The organism is Streptomyces sp. NPDC012769 (assembly GCF_042901205.1).
Taxonomy (GTDB): domain Bacteria; phylum Actinomycetota; class Actinomycetes; order Streptomycetales; family Streptomycetaceae; genus Streptomyces.
Map to the genome: position 1 here is coordinate 81,747 of NZ_JBIBCP010000010.1, position 25,352 is coordinate 107,098.

The window sequence follows — 25,352 nt, forward strand, 5'->3', positions numbered from 1 at the left end:
GCCCGCCACCGCCCGCCGAGCGCCCCCGGACCTGCCCCGGATCGGCCCCGGATTGACCTCGTCAACTCTGACCTCATCCCAACACCCTGTCGATATCCTTCACTTGAGATGTGACGGGGCACGTCTGGTGGGATGCGGGGGGTAGCGGGTGGACAGAGTCCTTTACGGCCGCGAGGCGGTGCTCCATCGCACGGGACTCGCCGCGCGACTGGTCGGGCTCGGCGGCGAGGGGCTCGCGCGCGTGCCGTACGAGCACGGTGACGACCCGCCCGTCGTCGTCTTCACCGGCGGACGCGGGCTCGGCAAGACCGCCCTGCTCAAACAGCTCCGCAACACCTACAAGGGCGCCACCCCGCTCGCGCTGCTCGACTGCGCGCACATCGAGCCGCCCGCCGACCACGGGCCCGGCTGGACCGAGGTCACCGGGGCGCTCGCCGAGCTCGCCGTGCAGCTCTCGCCGCGGGTGACCGGGGCGAAGCCCGTACAGTTCCCGCGGCTCTCGCTCGGCCTGGTCGCCGTCGCCTCCACCAGCTGGACGCAGGAGGACGAGGAGCGGGCCCAGCGCGACCTGCAACGACTCGGCCCCGTGCTGTCCACCGTCGACGCCACCAAGGGCGCCGCCGCCAACTGGGTCACCAAGGTCCTCACCAAGCTCGCCGCCCGGTTCGCCGAGGCCACCGCACCGCTCGCCGGACTCCTCGCGGAGGCCACCGTCGAGACCGTCCTCGAAGAGGTCTTCGGCCGCGTCCAGCAGCGCTCGGAGGGCTTCTACGGCAGCTACCGCAACGCCGGCGGCCGCGGCAAGGCCGGGCTCCAGCAGCTCGCCGTCGACTTCCAGCAGGGCGGCCGGCGCCGCCAGGAGGCCGAGGACTTCCTCGTCGGCGCGCTCCTGGAGGACCTCGGCCAGGCCTACAAGGGCATCACCCGCGTCGGCACCCGCCGCGGCCGGCCCGTCCTGCTCCTCGACAACGCCCACGGCGAGCTCGGCCGCCGCCTGGTCGAACCGGTCCTGCGCGCCCGCCACGACGGCCGGCGCGACAAGGTCGTCGTCCTCGCCACCTCACGGGTCCGCGAACACGAGGGCATGCGCCACGCCCACCGGCTGCGGCTGCCCGAGACCGCCCACCGGGCACCCGCCCCGCGCGGCGCGGACATCACCTCCGGCATCCTCGCCGTCGAACTCACCCCGCTCTCCCCCGCCCAGGCCCAGGCCGCCTTCGACCGCCTCGACCCCTCCGGGCGCACCCCCGCCGACCTCGCCCGCGGCGTCCACCGGCTCACCGGCGGCCGGCCGCTCGGCGTGATGCTGCTCGGCCAGGCCGCCGCCGAGGCCCCGCGCACCGCCCGGCCCGGGCTCACCCCCGGCGCCCTGCTCGACCTGACCGTGGAGCTCCGCGAGGACGCCCGGCCCGTGCCCGTCGCCCCCGCCCTGCTCGGCGCGCTGCTCCCGCAGCCCCGCCTGGAGCCCTTCACCGTGCTTGCCGCCGCCCACGACGAGGAGTCGGCCCGGCTGCTCGCCCGCACCCGGCTGCACACCGAGTCCCGCGACGGCGACATGGCACTCCTCGTGCGCGACGAGCTGCGCGCCGAGGACTGGCCCGAGGGCCCCGAGCACTTCGTCGCCGACCCTCTGCTGCGCGCCCTGCTCCTGCACCGGCTGCGCTTCGAGGACGCCGACCACCCGCGCCACGCCGCCTGGCGCGCCGTCCACGAGACCCTCCACCGGCACTACGGGCAGACCCCGAACATCCCCTACCGGCTGTACCACGAGCTGGCCCTGGGCCGGGTCGACGACGCCGTGAGCCATCTGCGGACCACCTTCCCCGAGCCCGACGTGGTCGGCTGGCTCGGCCGGCTCCGCTTCATCGCCTCCGCCCCCTACCCCCGTGACCCGCACGGCGGCGGGCCCGACGGCCCCGACGGCCCCGACCCGCGCCGGGCCGTCGCGCTCGGCCGGCAGGCGTCCGACCTGCCCGCCGGGCTCGACGCCGAGGAGATCGCCCTCCATCTGTCCGTACGGCGCCTGCTGCACGCCGTATGGCTGCTCACCGATCCACTCGCCCTGCCCGACGGCGAGGTGACCGAGAAGCTGGCGCACGAGCTGCGCCAGCTCTCGGGCCGCCATCTGACGGGCAACAGCCCCCTGTGGGACGCGGCCACCCACTGGCCGAGGGACATCCACGCCTGGCGCCGGCCCTCGCTGCCGCCGGGCCGCGACCACGAGGACGGAGTCTGAGCCGATGGCCAACCGGCTGCGCAACCGCTATCTCTACACCCCGAGGCAGAAGCTCTTCGCCGCCCTGATCGCCCTCGTCGTGCTGGGCGTGCCGCTGGGCTACGGGATCAGGACCTGGACCACGCCCGAGGACCGTTCCTGCGCGGCGGGCGTCGCACGCCCCCAGGGCTCCGACGAGTGCATCGGCGTCAACGGCGACGGCTACGCCTTCGGCGTCCCCGAACTCACCGAGGTCGCCGGGCTCATAGGCCGCGAGAACGCCGCCCTGGGGCCCGACGAGTACGCCACCGTCGCCGTCCTCCTCCCGCTCACCTCCCCCGACCCCGGCATGCGCGTCAAGGTCCTGCACGAGGTGCAGGGCGCCTACGCCCGCCAGTACCGGGCCAACCACGAGTCCAACAGCGAGACCCCCAGGATCCGGCTCGTCCTCGCCAACACCGGCAAGGGCAACGCCCACTGGAAGACCACCGTCGACCAGCTGACGACGATGACCGCCGCCCCGCAGCGGCTGCGCGCCGTCACCGGCGTCGCCACCTCCTCCGCCGAGGTGCGGCAGGCCGTCGCCGCCCTCACCGGCGCGGGCATCGCCGTCGTCGGCACCACCATCACCGCCGACGACATCGCCAACGGCCCGGGCCCCGGCCACAACCGCTATCCGGGCCTCGCCCGCGTCTCGCCCACCAACGGCGACGAGGCCAAGGCACTCGCCCACTTCGGCAAGGTCGACGCCGCCAAGGCCATCCTCGTCCAGGACACCCGCACCGGCGACCACTACACCGACACCCTCAAGTCGGCCTTCGCCACCTCCCTGGAGGGCGCGCCCTACGAGCCGCAGCTGTTCACCTCGCCGCCCGACCCCACCGAGGAGGGCACCACCGCCAACACCTTCCGGCAGATCACCCACCTCATCTGCGACACCCGCGCCGAGACCGTCTTCTTCGCCGGCCGCCACACCCAGCTGCGCCAGTTCATCAACGCCCTCGGCGCCCGCGGCTGCGCCGAGCGCTCCTTCACCGTCCTGACCGGTGACGAGGGCTCCTACCTGGGCGCCGACCGCAAGCTCAACCGCCAGGCCCTCAAGGCCCGGCTGACCGTCCGCTACGCCTCCCTCGCGCACCCGGACGCCTGGCGGCCCGGCCCCGGCCGCACGGTGCCGGCGACGGGCGGTTCCACCGTCGCGTACGAGACCTTCGTGACGGACATCGCCCGCGCCTCCAAGGAGCCGGTCGCGCTCGCCGACGGGCAGGCGATCGTCGCGTACGACGCGATGGCGACCGCCGTCCACGCGATCCGCCAGGCCACCCCGGCGGGCGCGGCCCACCCGGAGCTCGCCGACGTGGCCACCCAGTGGCCGCAGGTCAAGGGCTCGCTGCGGGTGCAGGGCGCGAGCGGCTGGATCTGCCTGGACAACTTCGGCAACCCGTACAACAAGGCGGTGCCGATCGTGGAGCTGGCGCAGGACGGCTCGCAGCGCTTCGTCGCCATCGCCTGGCCCGAGGGCGAGCCGCCCGCGGCGAGCTGCCTGCCGCCGAAGCGGGGCTGAGGAGGGGAGGCCGTAGGGGCACCCTTATATCCCCTACGGCACCCACTTCGGCCAGGGCGCCTCGTCCCGCTCGTAGCGTTCCCGCAGCTCTTCCAGCCGGTCGGCGGTCCAGTCGAGCCAGTCCGTGGGCCGCCCGTCCAGCGCGTCCCGCAGCCGTTCCAGGTGCTCGTGCCAGGCCGCCAGCGTGGCCGGCCTCGCCTCCCGGGGGCCGTGGAACTCCGCCGTGAAACGCAGCACGGTCGACCCGGCCGCGTCCGGCCGGCCCGGTTCCAGGTGGAAGCGGATCCGGCCGTGCGGCGGATCGACCGTGTACTCGGCCACGTACTCGGGGTCCCAGGCGGTCACCCGCCCGGAGACGACCGTGTCGCTGGTGAACCAGCGCAGCGTGACGCGCCCGCCCAGGCGGGGCTCCAGGGGGTCCGCCGCGCACAGCCACTGCGGCAGGCCCTCGGGCGTGGCGACGGCGGCCCACACGCGCACCATCGGGTGCGGCAGCTCGACCACGTACCGCAGCAGGTGCGCGTCGCCGTCGTGGGTCTCGCACCTGCCCCGGGGTATCTCGCTCATACCTCCAGCGTGGCCCGGGGGCGGGAGCCCTGCCAGCGCGGGCGCCGGCAGGGCTTGCGGCTCACACCCCGGCGTAGGAGTGCTTGCTGCTCACGAAGATGTTCACGCCGTAGTAGTTGAAGAGGAAGCAGCCGAAGGCGATGAGCGCGATGTACGCCGCCTTGCGGCCCTTCCAGCCGGCCGTGGCCCGGGCGTGCAGGTACGCGGCGTAACCGACCCAGGTGATGAAGGACCAGACCTCCTTGGCGTCCCAGCCCCAGTAGCGGCCCCACGCGTCGCCGGCCCAGATCGCGCCCGCGATGATCGTGAAGGTCCACAGCGGGAAGATCGCCGCGTTGACCCGGTAGGAGAACTTGTCCAGGGAGGCCGCCGACGGCAGCCGCTCCATCACCGAGCGGGCGAAGGCGCCCGGCTCGCCGCCGGTCTCGAGCTTGCTCTCGTACGAGTCGCGGAAGAGGTAGAGCAGGGTGGCGACCGCGCCCAGGTAGAAGACGGCGCCGCAGAAGATCGCGGTGGAGACGTGGATCCACAGCCAGTACGAGTGGAGCGCCGGGACCAGCTGGTCGCTGTCGGTGTAGAGCCAGGTGGTGGCCACGCCGAGGTCGAGCAGGACGGTCGTCACCAGCGGCAGGCCGAGCCAGCGGACGTTCTTCTTCGCGACGAGGAAGCCGAGGTACGCGCCGACCGCCACGGTGGAGAAGGTGGTGGAGAACTCGTACATGTTGCCCCACGGCGCCCGCTGCACCGACAGCGCGCGCGTGACCACACCGGCCGCCTCGACGAGGAAGGCGAGCGTGGTCAGGGAGACGGCGATCCGGCCGTACAGGTCGCCCTTGACGGTGCCGCCGGCCGCGCCGGGGCCGTCCGGGACGTCCCGGGCGCCGGCCGTGGAGCGGGTGACGACCTTCGGCTTGTCGAGGACGGCGGTGCCGCCGCTCGCCGACGTGCCCCGCACGGTCACGGCGGGGGCCGCGGCGGTCCTGGTCTGTGTGAGCGCGGCGGCGGTGCGGCCGACCTTGCTGCGGCTGCCGAACACCCACTCGGCGATGTGGGCCAGGAAGGCCAGCGTGTAGACGGCCATCGAGGAGTAGATGAGCGTGTTGCTCATCTGCGCCAGGCTCTCGTTGGTCTCGGCGGCGAGGATCACTTGTCAGCCTCTCCAGCTTCGGCAGGTTCTTCTGCGGGTTCCGGCGCGGTCGGCGCCTCGGTGTTGAGCGTGAGCGCGAGCTCGGTCAGCTCTTCGGGCAGCCGGGCGGACTCGCTGCGGCCGAGGCCGGCCATCTCGACGACGGTGACGCCGTCGGCTCCCCGTACGGCCCGGACCCAGACGCGGCGCCGCTGGATGAACAGCGAGGCGGCCAGCCCGGCGATGGCGGCGATCGCACCGGCGAGGGCGAGACCGTTGCCGGGCTGCTGGGAGATCTGGAAGCTCGCCCACTCCTTGATCTCCTTCTCGAAGGTGATCGAGCCGGCGCCGTCGGGCAGCGTCATGGTCTCGCCCGGCAGCAGCCGATTGGCGCTTCCGGTGCCGCCCGTCACCTTGAACTGCTTCATCTTGGAGGTGTCGAGCTGGTACACGTTCTGCGGCAGACCGGAGTCGACGCGCAGGTCGCCGTGGTAGCCGGTGAGCGCCATGACGGGGAAGTCGAGGGCGGGGAACTGGGAGAACATCGTTCCCTTGCCGGCGCCCGCGAAGGTCGGCACGAAGAAGGCCTGGAAGCCCAGCTGCTCCTTCTTGCCGTTCCTGTCGCGGTAGCCGTCCATCACCTTGATCGCGCCGGTGGAGGTGATGTTGTTGTCGATGGGCAGCAGCGGTACGGGACCGCTGGTGACGATCTTGCCGCGGCCGTCGCGGACGGTGATGACGGGCGCGTAGCCGTGGGCGATCAGATAGACCTTGGAGCCGCCGACCTGGAGCGGCTCGTTGACGCGGATGACGGCCTTCTTGTCCGGACCGCCGCCCTCGGAGTAGGAGACGGCCGCCTCGAAGGTGCGGGGGGTGCCGCGCTGGGGGCCGTTCTTCTCGTACGTGCCGGTGAAGCTGTCCAGGCTGAAGCTGAACGGCGCCAGCTCGTCGGTGGAGAACTGCGAGCCGGACTTGAAGTCGTCGTACTGGGTGAGGGTGTTGGAGAAGCCGTCGCCCTCGACGATCAGCTTGCCGCCCTCGGACTTGTAGAGCTGGCCGACGGCGAAGGCCACGAGGATGACGATCAGCGCGACGTGGAAGAGCAGGTTGCCGGTCTCGCGCAGATAGCCCTTCTCGGCGGCGACGGCGTCCCCGGCGACATGGGCGCGGAAGCGGCGGCCCTTGAGCAGGGCGAGCGCGGCCTCGCGGACCTGCTCGGGCTCGGTCTCGGTGCGCCAGGTCGTGTACGCGGGCAGCCGGGTCAGGCGCGCGGGGGCGCCCGGCGGGCGGCCGCGGAGCTGGCCGACGAACTGCCAGGTGCGGGGCACGATGCAGCCGATGAGCGAGACGAACAGCAGGATGTAGATCGCGGAGAACCACACCGAGCCGTAGACGTCGAAGAGCTGGAGCTTCTCGTAGAGCGGCGTGAGGGTCTCGTGCGCGTCCTTGAACTGCTGCACCTTCAGCTCGTCCGCGCTGGTCTGCGGGATGAGCGAGCCGGGGATCGCGCCGAGGGAGAGCAGGAACAGCAGGATCAGGGCGACCCGCATGGAGGTCAGCTGTCGCCAGAACCAGCGGATCCAGCCGACGACCCCGAGGGTGGGGCCGCCGATGACGCCGCCGTCGGAGGTGTCCTCGCGGGGCGCGGTGGACAGCTGCGCGCCGGCCTCGCCGATCTCGTGCGACTCGCGCGGCTCGTGCGGCTCGCGCGGCTCGTGCGGCTCGTGCCTGTCAGTCTCGGTCTTGCTCATCTCGGAACTCTCAGATCCCCACCGTGAAACCGCTGGACCAGCCCTGCATCGTGGACACCATGCTGTCCCACGCACCTGTGAGGAGCAGAACGCCGGTGAGGATCATCATCCCGCCGCCGATCCGCATCACCCAGGTGTAGTGCTTCTTGACCCAGGCGAACGCGCCGAGCGCCTTGCGGAAGGCGACGGCGGTGAGCACGAACGGCAGCCCGAGACCGAGACAGTACGCGACGGTCAGCAGCGCGCCGCGGCCGGCGCTGGCCTGTTCGGCGGCGAGCGCCTGCACGGAGGCGAGGGTGGGGCCGATGCACGGGGTCCAGCCGATGCCGAAGAGCGCGCCGAGCACGGGCGCGCCGACGAGGCCGGTGACGGGCTTCTTGTGGAAGCGGAACTCGCGCTGGGTGAACCAGGGCATGAGGCCGAGGAAGAAGACACCCATGACGATCATGAGGATGCCGAGGACGGTGGTGAGGATCTCGCGGTGCGCCTGGAGGGTCCAGCCGAAGTAACCGAAGAGGGCGCCGCCGGAGACGAAGACCGCGGAGAAGCCGAGCACGAAGAGGCCGGCCCCGGCGACCATCCGGCCCCGGCGGGCCTCGGCGAGGTCGGTGCCGGTGACGCCGGTCACGTAACTCAGGTAGCCGGGGACGAGCGGCAGCACGCAGGGCGAGAAGAAGGAGACGAGTCCTCCGAGCACGGCGATGGGCAGGGCGAGCAGGAGCGCTCCGCTGAAGACCGTCTCGTTCACGTCACTTCTCCGCGACCAGCGGGTCGATCATGGACTTCAGCTTCGCCTCGTCGAGCGCCATGAGGGAACGCGCGGCGATCTTCCCGTCCTTGTCGAGGACGATGGTGGAGGGGATGGCCTGGGGCGGCAGCGAGCCCTTGGGGAAGCCGCTGAGGATGATCTTCCCGGCCGGGTCGTAGAGGCTCGGGTACGTGACGCCGTAGTCGGCCTCGAAGTTGACCGCGTCCTGCTTCTTGAAGTCGCGGGTGTTGAGGCCGACGAACTCGACGCCCTTCGCCTTGTACTCCTCGGAGACCTTCGCGAAGTGGGGGGCCTCGGCTCGGCACGGACTGCACCAGGAGCCCCAGACGTTGAGGACGACGACCTTGCCCTTGAGGCCGGCGACGTCCAGCTGCTTGCCGTCGAGGGTCTCGCCCGCGATCTTGTTCACCGGGCGGCGCTCGCCCTTCGCGACGGTCGCGATACCGCCCGTGTTGGTCACGAAGTTGGTGTCACCGCCGCCTCCCGACTTGCCCTTGGAGTCGGAGCTGCAGGCGGTCAGCGCGAGCGCGGCGGCGAGGGCTCCGGCCGTCAGCAGGGCGCGGCGGGGTGCGCGGCGAGGACTCATGTGAAAAGTTTCGCATGGGCGTTTCGCGGATCTTGGGCACCCCCCTACGTGCCCGTAACGCCCCTTGTCAAGATCGGTTAAGCCGAAGGCGGTCACGCGGGTGATCGCGCGAGTGGTCACGCGGGTGGTCACGCCGGCTTGAGAAAAGCGTTCCAGCCGCCCGCCGGGGACTGGCCGACCTCGAGGGTACGGAGCCTGGCGAGGATCTTCGGGTCCTGGACGTCCAGCCAGTCCACGAACTGCCGGAAGGAGACCAGCCGGACGTCCTTCTTGCCGGCCATGCCCTTCAGGGCCTCCTCGACGGCGTCCATGTAGATGCCGCCGTTCCACTGCTCGAAGTGGTTGCCGATGTAGAAGGGGGCGCGGTTGGACTCGTACGCGCGCCGGAAGCCGGACAGGTAGGCCCCGGTGGCCTGCTTGCGCCAGCCCGGATAACGCGAGGGCATGCCCTTGGTCGAGTTCTTCGACTGGTTGGCGAGCATGTTGTAGTCCATGGACAGGACCTCGAAGGAGCGCCCGGGGAAGGGCACGGCCTGCAGCGGCAGGTCCCAGACGCCCTGGCGCTTGACCGGCCACATCTGACGGCCGCCGGGCGAGCTGGCGTCGTAGCGCCAGCCGAGGCGCTTGGCGGTGGGCAGCAGGTTGTCCTGGCCGAGCAGGCAGGGCGTGCGGCCGCCGACGAGCTCCTTGGTGTAGTCGAAGGGCAGCGGGTCGAGGTCGGTCCAGCCGCTGTGGGTCTTCCACTTGGTGACGAAGCCGACGGCCTGGTCGATCTCGTTCTGCCAGTCGGCGGGGGTCCAGTGGGCGACGGAGCCGGAGCCGCCGCAGAAGTGGCCGTTGAAGTGGGTGCCGATCTCGTGGCCTTCGAGCCAGGCCTGGCGGACGTACTTGAGGGTGTCCTTGATGTGGTCGTCGGTGAGGTAGCCGATGTCGGAGGCGCCGGTGCGGTTGTTCGGCGGGCGGTAGAGGTGCTTCTTCGACTCGGGCAGGAGGTAGAGCCCGGAGAGGAAGAAGGTCATCGCCGCGTCGTGGTCCTTGGCGAGCTGGAGGAAGCGCGGGAAGAGGCCGTTGCCGACCTCGCCGGCGCCGTCCCAGGAGAAGATCACGAACTGCGGCGGGGTCTGGCCCGGTTCGAGCGGCACGGGCGCGTCGGGCTGGTTCGGCTGCTTGCCGGTGTCGGCGGTGGAACCGTCGCCGATCGGCCGGCCGTCGTCCTGGGTGGGGGTGGCGGGGGTGCTCGGACCGCCCGTGGCGTCACCACCCTTACCGGGACCGGAAGGCCCGCCTTTGTCCTGGTTTCCTCCGGTGCAGGCGGCCAGTCCCATGGCCGCGGCGGCACCAACGCCCGCCCCGAGCAGACCCCTTCGGTTGATCCCGCGCATGACATCCCCATTCGTACTGACACATGACCTGAACGTCATCCAAACCGACATTGAGTGAGATGCGGGGAGGAACACGGAGGTTCCGGGGAATAGCACAAAAATTTCAGGGGCGGTCGGACGACTCACGGTCGTCCGACCGCCCCTGAGGGTCTTCTACTCCCGGTCCGGTCCCGGCGTCTACGCCCCGGACCGGATTCGCCGCCTCCGCCCGGACCGGGCGGTCGCGCCTACGCCCCGAAGGCCTTGGCCCTGCCCTTGACCGGCTTGGCGCCCGCGCGCAGGTGCTCCGGCACGAGGTCCAGGGCCGGCTCGCTGTATCCGACCGACACGATCCTGTCGCCCCGGTACGTGAACGTGGTCAGCGAGGCCAGCGTGCACTGCCGGCGCCGCGGGTCGTGCCACAGCCGGCGCCGCTCCACGAAGCTGCGCACGATCCAGATCGGCAGCTGGTGGCTCACGCAGACCGCCTCGTGCCCGCGGGCCGCGTCCTTCGCCGCGTCCAGCGCGGCCATCATCCGCACGACCTGCTCGATGTACGGCTCGCCCCAGGACGGCCGGAACGGGTTGGTCAGGTGCTTCCAGTTGCCCGGCTTGCGCAGCGCCCCGTCACCCACGCCGAAGGTCTTGCCCTCGAAGACGTTGCCCGCCTCGATCAGCCGCTCGTCGGTGACCAGGCCCAGGCCGTGCGTCTTGGCGATGGGCGCCGCCGTCTCCTGCGCCCGCTCCAGCGGGGAGGCGACGACCCGGGTGATGTCCCGGCCCGCCAGGTGCTCGGCGACCCGGTCGGCCATCTGCCGGCCGAGCTCGGACAGGTGGTAGCCGGAGCGGCGGCCGTAGAGGATCCCGTCCGGGTTGTGCACCTCGCCGTGCCGCATCAGGTGGACGACGGTGATGTCGCCCTTCGCGCCGCTCATGCGGTCGCCTCCGCGGCCGCGCGGGCGGCGGCGGGCAGCGCGGCGGCGATGCGCTCCACGGCCCGCTCGTCGTGCGCGGTCGACACGAACCACGACTCGAAGGCCGACGGCGGCAGGTACACGCCGTCCGCCAGCATCGAGTGGAAGAAGGCGTTGAAGCGGAACGCCTCCTGCTTCTTCGCGTCCTCGTAGTCGCGCACCTCGGTGGAGGTGAAGAAGACCGAGAACATGTTGGACGCGGTCTGCAGCCGGTGCGCCACGCCCTCCTTGGACAGCGCCTCCGTGACCAGGCCCTGGATCTCCTTCGACACCGCGTTCACCTTGTCGTACGCGGCCTCGTCGAGCAGCCGCAGCTGCGCGAGCCCGGCGGCGGTCGCGACCGGGTTCCCGGACAGGGTGCCCGCCTGGTAGACCGGGCCGGCCGGGGCGAGGTGGCCCATCACGTCGGCACGGCCGCCGAAGGCCGCGGCCGGGAAGCCGCCGCCCATGACCTTGCCGAAGGTCATCAGGTCCGGCTTCACGCCGTCGACGCCGTACCAGCCGGCCCGCGAGGTGCGGAAACCGGTCATGACCTCGTCGGAGATGAACAGCGCGCCGTTCTTGGCGCAGGCGTCCTTCAGGCCCTGGTTGAAGCCCGGCAGCGGCGGGACGACGCCCATGTTGCCCGGCGAGGCCTCGGTGATCACACAGGCGATCTCGCCCGGGTGGCGGTGGAACGCCTCCTGCACCGCCTCCAGGTCGTTGTACGGCAGCACGATGGTGTCGCCGGCCTGCGCGCCCGTCACGCCGGGCGTGTCGGGCAGCCCGAAGGTGGCCACACCGGAGCCGGCCGCGGCGAGCAGCGCGTCCACGTGCCCGTGGTAGCAGCCGGCGAACTTGATCACCTTGGCGCGGCCGGTGAACCCGCGGGCGAGCCGGATCGCCGACATCGTCGCCTCGGTGCCGGAGGACACCAGGCGCACCTGCTCGACCGGCTCGATCCGCGCGACGATCTCCTCGGCGAGCGCGACCTCGCCCTCGCCGGGCGTTCCGAAGGAGGTCCCGCGCGACACGGCCGCCTGCACCGCCGCGGTCACCTCCGGGTGCGCGTGCCCGACGATCATCGGACCCCACGAGCAGACCAGGTCGACGTACTCGCGACCGTCCGCGTCGGTGAGGTACGGACCGGTACCGGACACCATGAACCGGGGCGTACCGCCCACGGCCCGGAAGGCTCGCACCGGAGAGTTCACGCCGCCGGGCGTCACAAGGGAGGCGCGGTCGAAAAGCGTCTGTGAGACTGGGGCTTCGTATGAATACGGCACTGTGATCCTGACCTGCGAGTACGACGTCGGGTACGGAGGAGCGGACGGGGAACGGCTGGGGAGGGACGAAGAGGGACGGGGAACGGCTGAGACGGGTGGGGACGGTGTGGGCATCCTGTGAACTACACCAGGGCGTCTGTCCTCCGCGTCTGCGAAACTGGGGCGTCATAGGGATGGCTCACGGAATCCATGGTGTCAGAGGCCACGGCGATCTTGCGGACAGGTGTTTCACCGCACGAGCGCGGGGGAGGTCACTGTCACGATGATCGGGCCGCGTGGCGCGGACGTGCGGTCTGGAACAGCAGTCGGGTGGAGATATGCATCGCGGTGGCGGACCGGGCGAGGGGACTGACGACCTGGGTCCCGAGCCTGTCCGGCGAGGGAGGCACCGGCGCCGGAGGACGGAGGAGCCGAGGGCGAACGAGCCGAGGACGGGTGAGCCCAGGGCGGGCGGGGAGCCGAAGCCGGCCGACCCCCGGGCCGAGTCACGCGCTCCGGAGCCCCGCGCCGCCGACCCGCGGCCTGCCGAGTCCGTGGCCCCCGATTCCCGGGCCGTCGATCCCCGGGCCACCGGCACACCGGCCGGAGCACCGACCAGCGAGCCGGCGCAGGACCGTGACCGGGGCCTGGACGAGTCGTCCCGGGTGGCCAGGTCCCGGGCCCGCCGTGCCCGCGCCCGCGACGGCGGGCCGATCGAGGGCCCGGCGCAGGAGGGCGGAACCGGCACCGGAGGCGTGACCGGCCCCGGAAGCATCAGCGGTCCCGGAAGCATCAGCGGAAGCAGTCTGAGCGGGCTCAGCGGCCTCGGCGGCCTGAACGGTCTGAGCAGCCCCAGCGGGGCAAGCGGCGAGAACGGCGCAAGTGGCGGGAGTGGCCGGTTGGGGGTGACGTACAAGTACTTCGGCGCGCCCGACGGCGCGACGGCGGCCCGTGTCCCGATCTCGATGCGCCCCGAGGAACTCGGCGGCGACGAACTCGGCATGGGCGGCATGTTCACCAAGATCAAGCCGGAAACCATAGCCGCGATGGTCCTCACCGGCATCCAGGGCATGCCCCTGCACAAGGTCCCCCCGCTGGAACTGGTCGTCCTCCACCCCGACTACGCCGTGGTGAAGCTCCCCATGACCGTGGTCGACCCGCTCCGCGGCATCGGCGAGGAATCGGTCGGTGCCGCCGCCTTCATCTGGTCCACGGTCCCTGACCGCGGCGGCCCGCAGGACGCCTTCAACGTGTACCAACTGCTCCACGAATGGCAGGACTTCAGCCATCGCCTGCACGAGGCCGGCCACCAGCCGTACTGCCTCGTCTGGCCCTGACCCGGCGGCGGCGCCTGCCATAATTCCCCTCTGCTGACGACGGACCGGGGGAACCGGGGGGACTGCTCCACTATGGGCGCGTTACGGGCACTGCTGATCGCCGTGCCGGAGGAGGACCTCGGCTTCACCGCCGGGGACGTGGAGCGGATCAGGGACGCGCTGCTCGGCTCGGGTTACGCCGAGTCGGACGTGACGGTCCTCGACACGCCGGAGGCGACGACCCGGGACCGGATCTACGCCGCGATCAACGACCTGCTGCAGAAGAGCGAGGACGAGGACTTCGCCCTCGTCTACTTCTCCGGGCACGGCGTACGGCGCCGCGGCGGCGACCACCTCGTACCGAGCGGCGCCGACCGCGCCTCCGGTGGCCAGCAGCTCGTGCACACGAGGCCGGACTATCTGCTGGAGCAGCTCAGGAGCCGGGCCACGGTGATGGTGTGCCTGGACGCGTGCCGCGACGAGGCGGACGAGGGTCTCGGGACCACCTGGCGGACGCCCCTCGAACCCGCCACCGCGGACATGCCGCTCGACCACGTCGTCCTGGTCCACGCCTGCGCCGTCGGCCAGGAGGCCATGGGCACCGAGGCGGGCAGCTTCATGGGCCGCGCGCTCGCCGAAGCCCTGTCCCCGGACTCCTCGGTGAGCACGGTCGCCGAGGTCATCCACCACGTGCGCGTGCGGGCCCGGGAGATCGCCGAGGCCCACGGCCACGACCACCGGCCGGAGTTCCGCTGGCTGGGTCCCGCACCCGGCGACTCCCCCCGGGCCGGGCACCGGATCTGCGCCTTCGATCCCGCCCTCGACCGGTGGAAGGCGGACGTCCGCGCCTCGGGCCTGTGGCGGCGGGTGACGGCCGACGGCCTGGACAAGGGCGCCCTCCAGGACCTCCTGGACCGGCTGATCGACGAGGTCCTCAAGATCCGCGCCGACGCCGGGCAGCCGAAGAAGGCCGGCCGCGACCCCTGGGAGGACCGCGCCTTCCCCAGCCGTGTCCTCGCCCAGCTCGACCGCCTCGTCCCCGCCACCGACCAGGGCGGCAGGCTGAGTCCGCTGGAGACCGTCACGCTCCTCGCCGCCCCCTTCGTCCGCGAGGCGGCGATCGCGTGCGGGCGCCGGGCGCTGGCCGAGCTCTACGATCCGTACGGCGTGCCCGAGGGCACCGTGGACCTCACATCCGGCACCTTCCGCGGCAACCTCGCCGAGGACATGACCGACGTCCGCAGGGCGTACCAGCAGATCGACGAGAAGCGCGAACGGCTGCGCACCCGCCCCGACCCCGACGACCCGGCGGACCCGGGCGCCGCCCGGGCCACCGAACAGTGGCTGCGGCACCAGCTGCTCGCCGACTGGGACCAGCTGTGGGACGCCTCCACCGGCACCCAGGAGACCGTCGGGGCGCTGCAGAGCCTGTCCACGGTCATGAGGCTGCTGACGGACGCGGCCGTGCTCGCCGCCTACCAGGGCCGCAAGGCCCCGCGGCACGCCTCCGAGCAGCTGGGCACGGCCCTCCAGCAGGTCGTCATGCAGATGCGCAGCCGCCCCGGGCCCGTCGCACCCGACGGCAAGGACTGGGACGACCAGCTGTCCACCCGCCTGGGCCTGTTCGCCTGCAAGTGGCGGCCCCGCCAGCTGGCCGGACTGCTGCACATCGCCGAACTCCTCGCCATCGACCCCCGTTTGCTGGACGGCATCGTCATCGACCACCTCGGGGTGACCCACCTGCGCGTGGAACCGGAGGCCGTGGTCCGGCAGGTGGCGAACAGCGACTTCATGGAGGCCGGCAACCCCACCGACCTGACCCTGTACTCCGCCTGCGAGAACGCCGCGCTCCACGTGGCCCTGGAGCGCCAGGTCGACTCCGTCGTCGCCGCCGTACGGAGCCTGACGAAGGCGACCCCCAACGAGGACCTGTACGCGGCGCTGCCCCAGCACGTCAGCACCGACTCCCTCGCCCCCGCCCGGCTCAGCGCCTACGACGCCCCGCCCCCGCGCTTCCAGCTCTCCGAGGACGGCGTCAAACCCCTGATCATGGGCACCCAGCTCTACGGCGACCGCACCCTCGCCGTCCGCGAGCTCTACCAGAACGCGCTGGACGCCTGCCGCCGCCGCCAGGCCCGCCAGGACTACGCGGCGGCCGTGCACGAGATCGACCCCTCACACATCAAGCCGCTCGCGGACTACACCATCATCTTCACCCTGGGCCGCGACACCGCCGACGGCCGGCTCTACATCGAGTGCCAGGACGCCGGCATCGGCATGACCGTCGAGGAGCTCCGCGACCTCTTCGCCCGCGCCGGCCGCCGCTACGAACAGTCCCCGGCCCGCATCCGCGAGATGCGCCGCTGGCGCCGCAGGGGCATCGTCCCCGAACAGAACAGCCGCTTCGGCATCGGCGTCTTCAGCTACTTCATGCTGGCCGAGGCGATCCAGGTCTCCACCCGCCCGGCCAGCGCGAACGGCGTCGCCGCCGCCGGCGAGAGCGGCCACCGCGTCGACGTCGTCGCGGACTCCGGCCTCATGCACATCACCCGCACCGACGACATCGGACTGGGCACCCGCGTCCGCCTGTACCTGCGCCCCGAGTTCTGCGCGGATCCGCCGTCGCTGGTGAAGGTGCTGCGGGACGAGGTCTGGTACAGCGACGTGAACATCGCCGTGGTCGACGGCCTGTCCGGTGAGGGCGAAGAGGCCCACTGGCCGGCCGGCCAGCTACGGGTCCCGGGCGCAGTCCCGCTGCCCCGCCGCCAGGAGGACGGCAACGTGTGGTGGGTACCTGCGCAGGGCGCGCGGCTCGTGGACGGCGTCCGCGTCCGGCACGACGACCATCCGTACGGCTACGTCATCAACCTGCGGCGCCGGCACGGGGCGAAGCTCACCGCCGACCGCAACCGTCTGCAGTATTTCGACCGCGGCGCGGCCGCCGAGGACCTGCGGGCCGCCGTCGACGACCTTCTGCTGTGGGATCCGATGCCGCTGGACTGGCTGTGGAAGCTCGCTGAGAGCGACACACACGCGACCGAGCTGGTGGTGCGCCGGCTGCTGGACACGGAGGCGTCCATGGACGTGAACCAGTGGTTCCAGAAGCCGGTGTACTCCGCGCAGCGCCTGCAGCCCCTCTCGGCCCTGGGGTGTCTTCCGATGGACGCCGACACCTACGTCGACGTCTCGATCTACGAAGTCGACGAACTGCACCAGGGCTCACAGCTGTTCCTGCAGTGGCGGAACAGCCTGGTGGGGACGGAGACCCCGTACAAGAACGCGTTCAGCCCCGGCATCGGCCGCCCCCAGGGCTATCCCACACCGGCGCCCCTGGACGCCCTGGTGTTCCTTTCGGCGGAGGGATACAGCCGGTGGTGTCCCGGAACAGCCGCACTCCGCGCCTCGGCATCCAGTGGGCTGAGCCTCCGCGCGACTCTGCGGGGTCTGCGCCGGTACGCCGTCGCAGGGGTACACATCCCGGAAGCAGCGGACATCCGGGCCCTGGACCACATGACCGGCGACGGCCTCGCGACCATGCTGTACTCGGCGTACATCCACGACGGCCAGCCGAAGTACGCGACGGACGACCCGACCCAGGCGCCTGTACAGGCAGATCTGATCGACGTCGGCGTCGCCACCGGCATGCCGCTCGGACAGCTGGCCGAACGCCTCGGGCGATTGGGGGACTTCGACGCCCTTCTACCCGAGCCGCCCGTCCTCGGGGAGCTCGGTTCTCACATCCCGACCCCGCACGAACACAGGATCGTGACCGGCAAATCCGTGCCGGGACTCGACAGCCTTCCTCGTCTGATCACCCCGACCGTCGCCGCCTACGCGGCCAAGCGCACGCGCTCGGTGACCACGGAGGTCGCCGCCGTCGGCAAGACGTACGCGGCCCTCGGCTACGAGCTCAGCGGGACGTTCGACGATGCCTTCCTGTCGGACGACGACGTGCGCCACCTGCACCTCCCCCTCAGCGGTCTCCACAACCCCTTCGGTCTGCTGGACCTGGTCCGTCTCTCCGCCGAACGCGCGGACCCCGATGTGGGGACGACGGCCGCGATCATGCGGGACACCCTCAGGCGGCTCGGCCTGCCCGAGGTCTCACCCGGACCGCTGGCGTCCGTGAAGGCGCCCTCCTGGTGGCAGTTCCTCGGAGCCGGCCTACAACCGCCACACGGACCTCTCAGCGTGTGGAGCGTGCTGCGCGCCCTTCAGCACCGGCTGGACTCGGGGTCGGCGGATTCCGAGGCAAGTGCGCTGACCGCACTCGCCGAGGCCGGGGGCGTGGTCGTGAACGCCCCGAGCGCGGTCCGTGCCCGGCTGGAGGGCGAGGTGCCACCCCTGCGACTCCTGGTCCAGCCGGACAGGAACGTCGAAGGACGGGAAGGTCAGAGCTGGGGTTTCCAGGCCCCGTTCCCCGACACGTCCGACCGGGTGGACGGCCGCTTCCTGATCACGTTCGCCGCTGCCCGCCGGTCCTCCGTCGGCGAGCTCGCCGACCAGCTGCGCGCCGAAGCCGAGCCGTACGGCATCAGCGTCGACGACGTCCCCGCCGAAGCACGTGACCTGAAACCGGAGCTCGCGGATTTCATGGCACTGTTCACCGACAGCTCGTGCCAGTGGCGCACCGAACTCACCCACCGGCAGATCGTGCGCTACGCCATCGACCTCGACTACTCCCTCGACACCGCCGCAACCCGCCTCCGCGCGTACGAATCCCTCGGCGCCCCCCACGTCCCCTACCGGGAGGACATCGGCGCCGAACCGGCCGACCGCGACCCCGTCCTCGAGCGCCTGCTCTTCTACGCGCCCCTCAGCGAAGGCACCGTCACCCCGCTCGCGCTCGTCACCACCGCCGTCCGTCTGGAGAAGGGCCTGCGCTCCACCTATCGGGCCCTCGCCCCCTACACCCGCTACGGCCTCACCCTGGCCTGCCCCGAGCCCGAGGACGACAGCTACGAGCCGGACTGGCAGGACGTGATCCTCCTCAGCCGGCATCTGACCGGCCGGGAGCCGGCCGTCGCGGGCGAGGTGTCGGAGGACCACGTACAGCTGTCGTCGGAGGAGACCGAGCTGACGCCCGCGCAGGTACGGGAACGGCTCACCTTCTACGCCCCGCTGTTCGGCCTGCACATGCCGCCGCCGCCCCACCCCGCCCGTACCGATCTGGAGGCCCCCGCATGACGACCCCCGACGACGACAAGCCGTACCGGGAGCAGCGGGTCGCTCCGCCCGGGGACCTCGCCTGGCACCGGGACGGCGGATTCCTCGTGGCCACGGGCACCTGCCCGGTCTGCGGGCATCGCACGGACAAGTCGCTGGTCGACATCGTGCCCGGCACCGTCACCAAGGGTCTGCCCTGGGGCCGGAAGAAGCCGCAGGCGAACCGGGACCGGACGGTCGACTGCGAGTGCCGGATCACGCACAGGGAAGCGGACGAGCGCAACGGGTGCGGGGCCTGCTGGACGGTGCGGCTCCCCGAGGAGGGTGCTCTCTGATGAGCACGCCTCCTCCCTCTACCCCGCCCCTGCCCCCGCCTCCCCCTCCGCCGCGTCTGACGGCCCGTGCCGCCCGGGACGCGGCGCAGCAGCGCCTGTTCGAGATGCTCCAGTCGCAGCTGGGGATCGCCCGGCACCAGGCCGAGGGCTGGCGCAACTTCCTCGCCACCGCGACCGCGCTGCTGGCCGCCGTCCTCGTGCTCAAGGGGCGCGAGAACGTGGCCGAACTGCCCACCGGTTACCGCACGGCGGTCGTCGTGATGATGGCCTGCGGGCTGCTGGCCCTGCTGTTCTCGGCGTTCACGGCCGCCTCGGCGGCCCACGGGCGCCCGGGCGACGAGCTGAAGGCCGCCGACGGCGAGCAACTCCTCGCGTGGGAGTCGGAGGAGAGCGCACGGGTGGCCGTCCTGGTGAACCGGGCGCGCTGGCTCGCCGTGGCCGGCGTCCTCGCGACCGCCGCCGGTGTGATGACGACCTGGGTGGCGCCGTCCGCCGACAAGGGCGGCGGCGCGTCGGTGTCGGTGCACACGCGTGACGGGGTGGTGTGCGGCGAGCTGGTGGAACTGGACGCCGAGGGCATCACCGTGAAGGTGAAGCCGGCCGGCGGCAAGGACGCCAAGGAATCCAAGGGCGAGAAGGACGGCAAGGACGGGAAGGACGCCCTGCGGCGGCTTGACTGGGGCACTCAGGCGGTGAGCGCGACCCCCGTCGACTCCTGCTCGAAGGACGGCTGAGGGGGTACGGGACGACTGCTGAACGGGGCCCTCCGCCACCTCCCCAGGCGTTTCACCACACTTCCGGTCCTCATAAGTGATGAAGTGAGGACAAATCGGATGTGATGTGCGGTACGAGGGAAGGACATGCGGTGAGCACCAGCACTGTGCGCCCCATGCAGATCGGCGAGGTCGCGGCACGGACGGAACTGTCCCTGCGCACCATCCGCCAGTACGAGGACAGCGGCCTCGTCGTCCCGTCCGCGGCCTCCGAAGGCGGTTTCCCGCTGTACACGGACGCCGACGTGGCCCGCCTGATGGTGATCCGCCGGATGAAACCCCTCGGCTTCACCCTCGACGAGACCCGCGACCTCCTCACCGCCGTGGACCGCCTCGCCGCCGACGTGCCCGACACCCCGGGCGAGCTCGACCCCGCCGTCCGGGCCGCCCTCGTCGCCCGCGTCCGTGGCTACGAGCAGGCCGCGGCCGAGCGCGTCGCGGAACTCCGCGCCCAGCTGGCGCGGGCGGAGGAGTTCGCGAACTCGCTGCGGGCCCGACTGCCGTAGCCCCACCCGGGACCCGTCGGCGTACGGACTACGGCTCGCCGCCCCCGTCCCCGTCCCCCAGCGCCGCCGCCAGGTCCTGGAAGAACCGGGCGCAGGCGGCCGGGCTGGGCGGGGTCTCCGGGTTCCAGGGGGCCAGCCGGGCACCCGGCGGGACCGCGTGCGGTGGCACCGCGTTGGCCCGGCTGTCGAAGAGCACCAGGTCCGGGCCGAGCCCGACGGCGTGCTCCCAGTCGGTGGTCAGCCAGCTCGCCCCGGGTCCCGGCCCCGGGTCGACGAACCGGACGCCCAGCTCCGCGAGCCGCGCCAGCTCCGGCCAGGCGTGCGGTCGCGCCAGGTGCACCTGCTCCGGACCGGCGCCGGACAGCGCGAGAACGGTCGCCCCGGTACGGGCCGCCGCGGCCCGCACCGCGGCCTCCGCGTCGCCCAGCCGTCCGGTGCTCCTCGCGCCCGCGTCGGCCTCCGCCCCCAGCGCCCCGGCGAGCGCGGCGAAACGGTCGACGATCGCCCCCAACGTCAGCTCGTTGCCGACGGCCAGCGCGGCGAGCGGCACCCCGAGCCGCTCGGCGAGCGCCCCGTCCACCGCGTACGGGCTCTTGCCGTCGTACGTCACGTCCACCACCAGGTCGACGCCGCCGAGCCCCCGTATCCGCGCCTCGTCCAGGGCCCGCCCGGGCCCCAGGTAGGGCACTCCCGCCGCCGCGAGACCGCCCGCCTTGACCGGATCGAGCCGATCGGCGTCGTGCCCGGACCCGTAGACCGCGACCGGCCGCACCCCCAGGTCGAGCAGGGCGGCCCCGGCCCGTACGTACGCGACCACCCGTTCCGGTCGGCGCGCGGCCGTCAGGGCCGCACCCAGATCGTCCGTGAATCCCCACTCCCGCGCACCGCCCGTGCCCCTGGCGTCCGACATGCGGCTGCTCCCTCCCCGGCCGGAAATCTCCCTCTCCCGGTCCCCACCTTGGAGCGCTTCCCCGACCCGCACAAGAGGGCCTGCCGCCGCCCGTTGTCAGACCTCCCGCCTAGGGTGCGGTCATGGACACCGAGAGCACGACCGTCAGGCTGGAAGCGTGGTCGAAAGGCGACTTCGACCTGTTGCGGGCGGTGAACGCACCGGAGTTGACGGCGTATCTGGGCGGCCCGGAGACCGAGGAGCAGCTGGCCGCGCGGCAGTCGCGGTACGAGGCGCTGAGCGCCGACGCCGACCGGCCGGGCGGCATGTTCCGGATCGTGCTGCTGCCCGAGGGCACGGCCGCGGGCAGCATCGGCTTCTGGGAGACCTCCTGGGAGGGCGAGCCGGCGTACGAGACGGGGTGGACGGTGCTGCCCGGCTTCCAGGGCCGGGGCGTGGCGACCGCGGCCACGCGCGCGGTGGTGGAACGGGCGCGCGCCGAGGGCCGGTTCCGTCACCTGCACGCTTTCCCGTCGACGGACAACGGCTCCTCGAACGCGGTGTGCCGCAAGGCCGGCTTCACCCTCCTCGGGGAGCGGGACTTCGAGTACCCGCCGGGCCGGCCGATGCGCTGCAACGACTGGCGGCTCGATCTCGCGGGCGTGGCGAACGCTCCGGCTACTCCCCCAGGGCCTTGAGCTCGCGGGTGAAGTGGAAGGCCACGATGTCGAAGCGCTCGCGCAGGTAGAAGCGGTGGGCTCCGGTGCGGTGGGTGCCGGAGTCCAGGTTGAGCTCGTAGCAGCCGGCCGCGCGGGCGTGCGCCTCCAGGTGGGCGATCAGGGCGTGTCCGACGCCGGTGGAGCGGGCGGTCTCCCTGGTCACCAGGTCGTCCACGTACAGCTTCTTCACCGAGCTGGTGTTGATGACGATCCGCCAGCCGGCCACGCCGACGCAGGCACCGCCCCTGGGCCCGTCTTCGGCGAATGCCGCGCTGAAGCGCAGGCCCTGCCGGTACCCGTTCTCGTAGACGTCGCGGAAGAGTTCCGGGGTGAGGTGGGGGCGCAGCTCGCGCAGGACCGGCAGGAGCTCGCTCTCCAGGCGGGGATCGCCGGGCTCGAGGTCGATGATCTTCATGGCGGGACCGTACCGCGCGGTCGGCGCGGAGTCCGAGGGCGGGGTGGAGGCGGAACCGGGAGGCGGTCGTCGGGCCGGCCCGGTCAGCTCGGTCGGTGGGGAATTGCCTGGCCGCCCCACCACACCCGATGCCATCCTGTCTGCGTGAACGGACCGGAGATCCAGATCAGCTTCGCCCCCGGCCTGCGGCTCTTCGTCGCGGCCGACCGTCGTTCGGGCCGGACGCCCGTGGCGACCGACGGCGTCTCCTCCCTCGGCCATGTGGTCGAGTCGCTGGGCGTGCCGCTGACCGAGGCGGGGCGGCTGCTGGTGGACGGACGCCCGGTGGACCCCTCGCACGTCCCGGTGGCCGGCGAGACGGTCGAGGTGGAGGGCGTCCTGCGCCCCCAGCCGGTCCCGGGCGCCCCGCTGCGGTTCCTGCTGGACGTGCACCTCGGGACGCTGGCCCGGCGGCTCCGGCTGCTCGGCGTCGACGCCGCGTACGAGAGCGAGGACATCGGCGACCCGGCCCTGGCCGCGCTGTCCGCGAAGGAGCGCCGGGTGATGCTCTCCCGGGACCGCGGGCTGCTGCGCCGCCGGGAGCTGTGGGCCGGCGCGTACGTCTACAGCGACCGGCCCGACGAACAGCTCCGTGACGTCCTCGAACGGTTCGCGCCGCCGCTTGCGCCCTGGACGCGCTGCACGGCGTGCAACGGGTCGCTCGCGGACGCCGACAAGGAGGCGGTGCGCGAGCAGTTGGAGAAGGGCACGGAGAACACGTACGACGTCTTCGCGCGGTGCGTGGACTGCGGCCGGGTGTACTGGCGGGGCGCCCACCACGCCCGCCTGGAGGCGATCGTCACGGACGCGGTGCGCGAGTTCGGCGGCGCGGCCGCGCGCTGACGCACTCCGGCCGGGGCGCGGTCGCCGAGTCGTTCGGCGTCGCACTCCGCCGGCTCAGGGCGCCTCGGCGGTCAGATAGCGCTGCACGGTCGGCCCCAGCCACGCCTCGACGTCCTCGCGGGACATGTCCACGAGGGGTGGGAGACGCAGCACGTAGCGGGTGAGCGCCATGCCGAGGATCTGGGAGGCGACGAGACCGGCCCGGCGGGGCGCGTCGGCGGGGTCGGGGCAGACGCCGGCCGTGATGGGCCCGAGCTGCTCGGCGAAGACCGACCGCATCCGCTCCGCCCCGGCCTCGTTGGTGACCCCGACCCGCAGCAGCCCGGTCAGGACGTCGTCGCGCTCCCAGCGGTCGAGGAAGTGGGCGACGAGCGCGGCGCCGGCGTGCCGGGCCGGCAGTGCGCCGAGCTCCGGGAGCTCCAGCTCGAAGGTGGAGGCCGCGGCGAAGAGGCCCTCCTTGTTGCCGTAGTAGCGCATGACCATCGAGGGGTCGATCCCGGCGTCACGGGCGATGGCCCGGATCGTCGCGCGCTCGTAGCCGTCGGCGGCGAAGCGCTCGCGGGCGGCGTCGAGGATCGCGGTCCGGGTGGCGTCGGAGCGACGTGGAGACTTCATGCCAACAAGTGTAGGCCCACAGGCGTTGACAACGCCATGGCGCGGACCTACATTTGCCAACAAGCGTTGACCAACACCTGTTGGCCAACGGGCGTGGACCCAGGCCGGGACCTGGGCCTGGCACCCCTGGAGGCAGCGATGAGCACCACGGGCACCACGAACAAGACCCCTCACCCGACCCCCGACGCCGACGCCGACGTCCTCGTCGTCGGCGCCGGACCGACCGGACTCCTGCTCGCCGGCGACCTCGCCGCCGCCGGCCGGCGCGTCACCCTCGTCGAGCGCCGGCCCCAGGGCCTCAGCAACCTCACCCGCGCCTTCAGCGTCCACGCCCGCACCCTGGAGCAGCTCGACGCCCGCGGCCTCGCCGACGAGCTCCTCACCACCGGCAGCCGGATCACCGGCCTGCGCATCTTCGGCGGACTCGACCTCGACCTCTCCCGCCTGCCCTCCCGCTTCCCCTTCCTCCTGACCACCCCGCAGTACGAGGTCGAGCAGCTCCTCGAGCGGCGCGCGCTGTCCTCCGGCGTGGACTTCCGCTACGACACGGAGCTGCGCGGCCTGCGCCAGGACGCCGACACCGTCACGGCCGAACTCGCCGGCCCCGACGGGCCGACCACCCTCCGCGCCCGCTACCTGGTCGGCGCCGACGGCGTGCGCAGCGCCGTCCGCGGCGCCATCGGCCTGCCCTTCCCCGGCGCCTCGGTGATCCGCTCCATGGTGCTCGCGGACGTCCGCCTCACCGAGGAGCCGGGGGGCCGGCTGCTCACCGTCACCGCCTCCGGCGGCGCCCTCGCCTTCATCGCCCCCTTCGGCGACGGCTGGTACCGGGTGATGGGCTGGGACCGCGACCGCCAGGTCCCCGACAGCGAGCCGGTGACCTTCGACGAGGTCCGGGACATCACCCGCCGCGCCCTCGGCAGCGACTTCGGCATGCACGAAGCCCGCTGGGTCTCCCGCTTCCACAGCGACGAACGGCAGGCCCCCGCCTACCGCTCCGGCCGGGTCTTCCTCGCCGGCGACGCCGCCCACGTCCACTCCCCCGCCGGCGGCCAGGGCATGAACACCGGCCTCCAGGACGCCGCCAACCTCTCATGGAAGCTCACCGCCGTCCTGCGCGGCGAAGCCCCCGACCCCGAGGCCCTCCTCGACAGCTACCAGGCCGAGCGACACCCGATCGGCAAGCTGGTGCTGCGCAGCAGCGGCACCCTCATCCGGCTCGCCATCGGCCACTCCCCGCTCCAGCGGGCCGCCCGCGCCCTCGCCACCCGGATCCTCGGCGTCGTCCGGCCCGCCGCGGACCGCGCCGTGGGCCAGATCAGCGGCATCGGCCTCTCCTACGGCCCCGAAACGCGCCGCGTCCCGGACCTGGAGCTGCGCGAGGGCCGGCTCTACGAGCTGCTCCGCAAGGGCGAGTTCGTCCTGATCGCCCCCGAGGGCACCACCCCGGCCCTGCCCCGTACGGCTCCGGTCGCCCCCGACCGCGCGATACGGGCCACCTGGGCCGACCCGACCCGCCGCGACACGCTCCTGGTCCGCCCCGACGGCTACACGGCCCCGCTCGGCGCCTAGGCGGCGA

At 72.4% G+C, this 25,352-nt stretch carries 21 protein-coding genes; 10 read left to right on the forward strand and 11 right to left on the reverse strand.

From position 1 onward, the window contains the following. Positions 1–148 precede the first annotated feature (148 nt). Positions 149–2,236: a hypothetical protein gene (locus ACFY7C_RS35755; protein WP_389659480.1), complete on the forward strand. Its 2,088-nt coding sequence runs from the start codon at positions 149–151 to the stop codon at positions 2,234–2,236. A 4-nt stretch (positions 2,237–2,240) separates the two neighbouring features. Further along, the gene (locus tag ACFY7C_RS35760; RefSeq protein ID WP_389659483.1) at positions 2,241–3,779 is read left to right on the forward strand and encodes an ABC transporter substrate-binding protein; all 1,539 of its coding nucleotides are present in this window, start codon (positions 2,241–2,243) and stop codon (positions 3,777–3,779) included. A gap of 33 nt (positions 3,780–3,812) precedes the next feature. Here the strand turns inward: ACFY7C_RS35760 and ACFY7C_RS35765 are convergent, their stop codons facing one another. From ACFY7C_RS35765 to hemL, 8 genes are all read right to left on the reverse strand, one after another. After that, positions 3,813–4,346, reverse strand: coding sequence for an SRPBCC domain-containing protein (locus tag ACFY7C_RS35765; RefSeq protein WP_389659486.1), 534 nt, complete (start codon positions 4,344–4,346; stop codon positions 3,813–3,815). A gap of 61 nt (positions 4,347–4,407) precedes the next feature. Beyond that, a complete protein-coding gene (gene ccsB / locus ACFY7C_RS35770) occupies positions 4,408–5,493 on the reverse strand; it encodes a c-type cytochrome biogenesis protein CcsB (protein ID WP_389659489.1) in 1,086 nt (361 codons plus the stop codon). After that, a complete protein-coding gene (locus ACFY7C_RS35775; protein WP_389659492.1) occupies positions 5,490–7,223 on the reverse strand; it encodes a cytochrome c biogenesis protein ResB in 1,734 nt (577 codons plus the stop codon). Before ACFY7C_RS35775 ends, ccsB begins: the two co-directional genes overlap by 4 nt. 10 nt (positions 7,224–7,233) lie before the next feature. Then, positions 7,234–7,971, reverse strand: coding sequence for a cytochrome c biogenesis CcdA family protein (locus ACFY7C_RS35780; RefSeq protein ID WP_389659495.1), 738 nt, complete (start codon positions 7,969–7,971; stop codon positions 7,234–7,236). Between the two features lies 1 nt (position 7,972). After that, positions 7,973–8,578 (reverse strand): TlpA family protein disulfide reductase, encoded by a 606-nt coding sequence (locus ACFY7C_RS35785; RefSeq protein WP_389659498.1) that lies wholly within the window; start codon positions 8,576–8,578, stop codon positions 7,973–7,975. Between the two features lie 128 nt (positions 8,579–8,706). Then, a complete protein-coding gene (locus tag ACFY7C_RS35790) occupies positions 8,707–9,960 on the reverse strand; it encodes a hypothetical protein (RefSeq protein WP_389659501.1) in 1,254 nt (417 codons plus the stop codon). Between the two features lie 227 nt (positions 9,961–10,187). Next, positions 10,188–10,874: a histidine phosphatase family protein gene (locus tag ACFY7C_RS35795; protein WP_389659504.1), complete on the reverse strand. Its 687-nt coding sequence runs from the start codon at positions 10,872–10,874 to the stop codon at positions 10,188–10,190. Continuing rightward, positions 10,871–12,178, reverse strand: coding sequence for a glutamate-1-semialdehyde 2,1-aminomutase (gene hemL, locus ACFY7C_RS35800; RefSeq protein ID WP_389659507.1), 1,308 nt, complete (start codon positions 12,176–12,178; stop codon positions 10,871–10,873). Before hemL ends, ACFY7C_RS35795 begins: the two co-directional genes overlap by 4 nt. A 533-nt stretch (positions 12,179–12,711) precedes the next feature. Between hemL and ACFY7C_RS35805 the strand changes: the two genes are divergently transcribed. The 5 genes from ACFY7C_RS35805 (at position 12,712) to ACFY7C_RS35825 (ending at position 20,253) form a co-directional block, all read left to right on the forward strand. After that, a complete protein-coding gene (locus ACFY7C_RS35805) occupies positions 12,712–13,494 on the forward strand; it encodes a hypothetical protein (protein ID WP_389659510.1) in 783 nt (260 codons plus the stop codon). Between the two features lie 72 nt (positions 13,495–13,566). Beyond that, positions 13,567–18,660 (forward strand): caspase family protein, encoded by a 5,094-nt coding sequence (locus tag ACFY7C_RS35810; RefSeq protein WP_389659513.1) that lies wholly within the window; start codon positions 13,567–13,569, stop codon positions 18,658–18,660. Then, positions 18,657–18,974, forward strand: coding sequence for a hypothetical protein (locus tag ACFY7C_RS35815; protein ID WP_389659516.1), 318 nt, complete (start codon positions 18,657–18,659; stop codon positions 18,972–18,974). The genes ACFY7C_RS35810 and ACFY7C_RS35815 overlap by 4 nt, the downstream gene beginning before the upstream one ends. Next, positions 18,974–19,708: a hypothetical protein gene (locus ACFY7C_RS35820; protein ID WP_389659519.1), complete on the forward strand. Its 735-nt coding sequence runs from the start codon at positions 18,974–18,976 to the stop codon at positions 19,706–19,708. Before ACFY7C_RS35815 ends, ACFY7C_RS35820 begins: the two co-directional genes overlap by 1 nt. A 155-nt stretch (positions 19,709–19,863) precedes the next feature. Then, positions 19,864–20,253, forward strand: coding sequence for a MerR family transcriptional regulator (locus tag ACFY7C_RS35825; protein ID WP_389659626.1), 390 nt, complete (start codon positions 19,864–19,866; stop codon positions 20,251–20,253). A 28-nt stretch (positions 20,254–20,281) separates the two neighbouring features. Here the strand turns inward: ACFY7C_RS35825 and ACFY7C_RS35830 are convergent, their stop codons facing one another. Continuing rightward, entirely contained in the window at positions 20,282–21,163 is an 882-nt protein-coding gene (locus tag ACFY7C_RS35830; protein WP_389659522.1) for an ABC transporter substrate-binding protein, read from the reverse strand. 122 nt (positions 21,164–21,285) lie between these two features. On the opposite strand from ACFY7C_RS35830, the gene ACFY7C_RS35835 reads away from it, so the two are divergent. Further along, positions 21,286–21,840 carry a GNAT family N-acetyltransferase gene (locus ACFY7C_RS35835; protein WP_389659525.1) on the forward strand — a complete coding sequence of 185 codons (555 nt, stop codon included), beginning with the start codon at positions 21,286–21,288 and terminating at the stop codon, positions 21,838–21,840. On the opposite strand, the gene ACFY7C_RS35840 is transcribed toward ACFY7C_RS35835, so the two are convergent. Further along, the gene (locus tag ACFY7C_RS35840; protein ID WP_389659530.1) at positions 21,821–22,276 is read right to left on the reverse strand and encodes a GNAT family N-acetyltransferase; all 456 of its coding nucleotides are present in this window, start codon (positions 22,274–22,276) and stop codon (positions 21,821–21,823) included. The genes ACFY7C_RS35835 and ACFY7C_RS35840 overlap by 20 nt on opposite strands. Positions 22,277–22,420: 144 nt before the next feature. Here ACFY7C_RS35840 and ACFY7C_RS35845 point away from each other — a divergent pair, with 144 nt between their 5' ends. Then, positions 22,421–23,158 (forward strand): Mut7-C RNAse domain-containing protein, encoded by a 738-nt coding sequence (locus ACFY7C_RS35845; RefSeq protein WP_389659533.1) that lies wholly within the window; start codon positions 22,421–22,423, stop codon positions 23,156–23,158. Between the two features lie 54 nt (positions 23,159–23,212). Here the strand turns inward: ACFY7C_RS35845 and ACFY7C_RS35850 are convergent, their stop codons facing one another. After that, positions 23,213–23,773 (reverse strand): TetR family transcriptional regulator, encoded by a 561-nt coding sequence (locus ACFY7C_RS35850; protein ID WP_389659536.1) that lies wholly within the window; start codon positions 23,771–23,773, stop codon positions 23,213–23,215. A gap of 138 nt (positions 23,774–23,911) precedes the next feature. Here ACFY7C_RS35850 and ACFY7C_RS35855 point away from each other — a divergent pair, with 138 nt between their 5' ends. Next, the gene (locus tag ACFY7C_RS35855; protein ID WP_389659539.1) at positions 23,912–25,345 is read left to right on the forward strand and encodes an FAD-dependent monooxygenase; all 1,434 of its coding nucleotides are present in this window, start codon (positions 23,912–23,914) and stop codon (positions 25,343–25,345) included. Positions 25,346–25,352 lie beyond the last annotated feature (7 nt).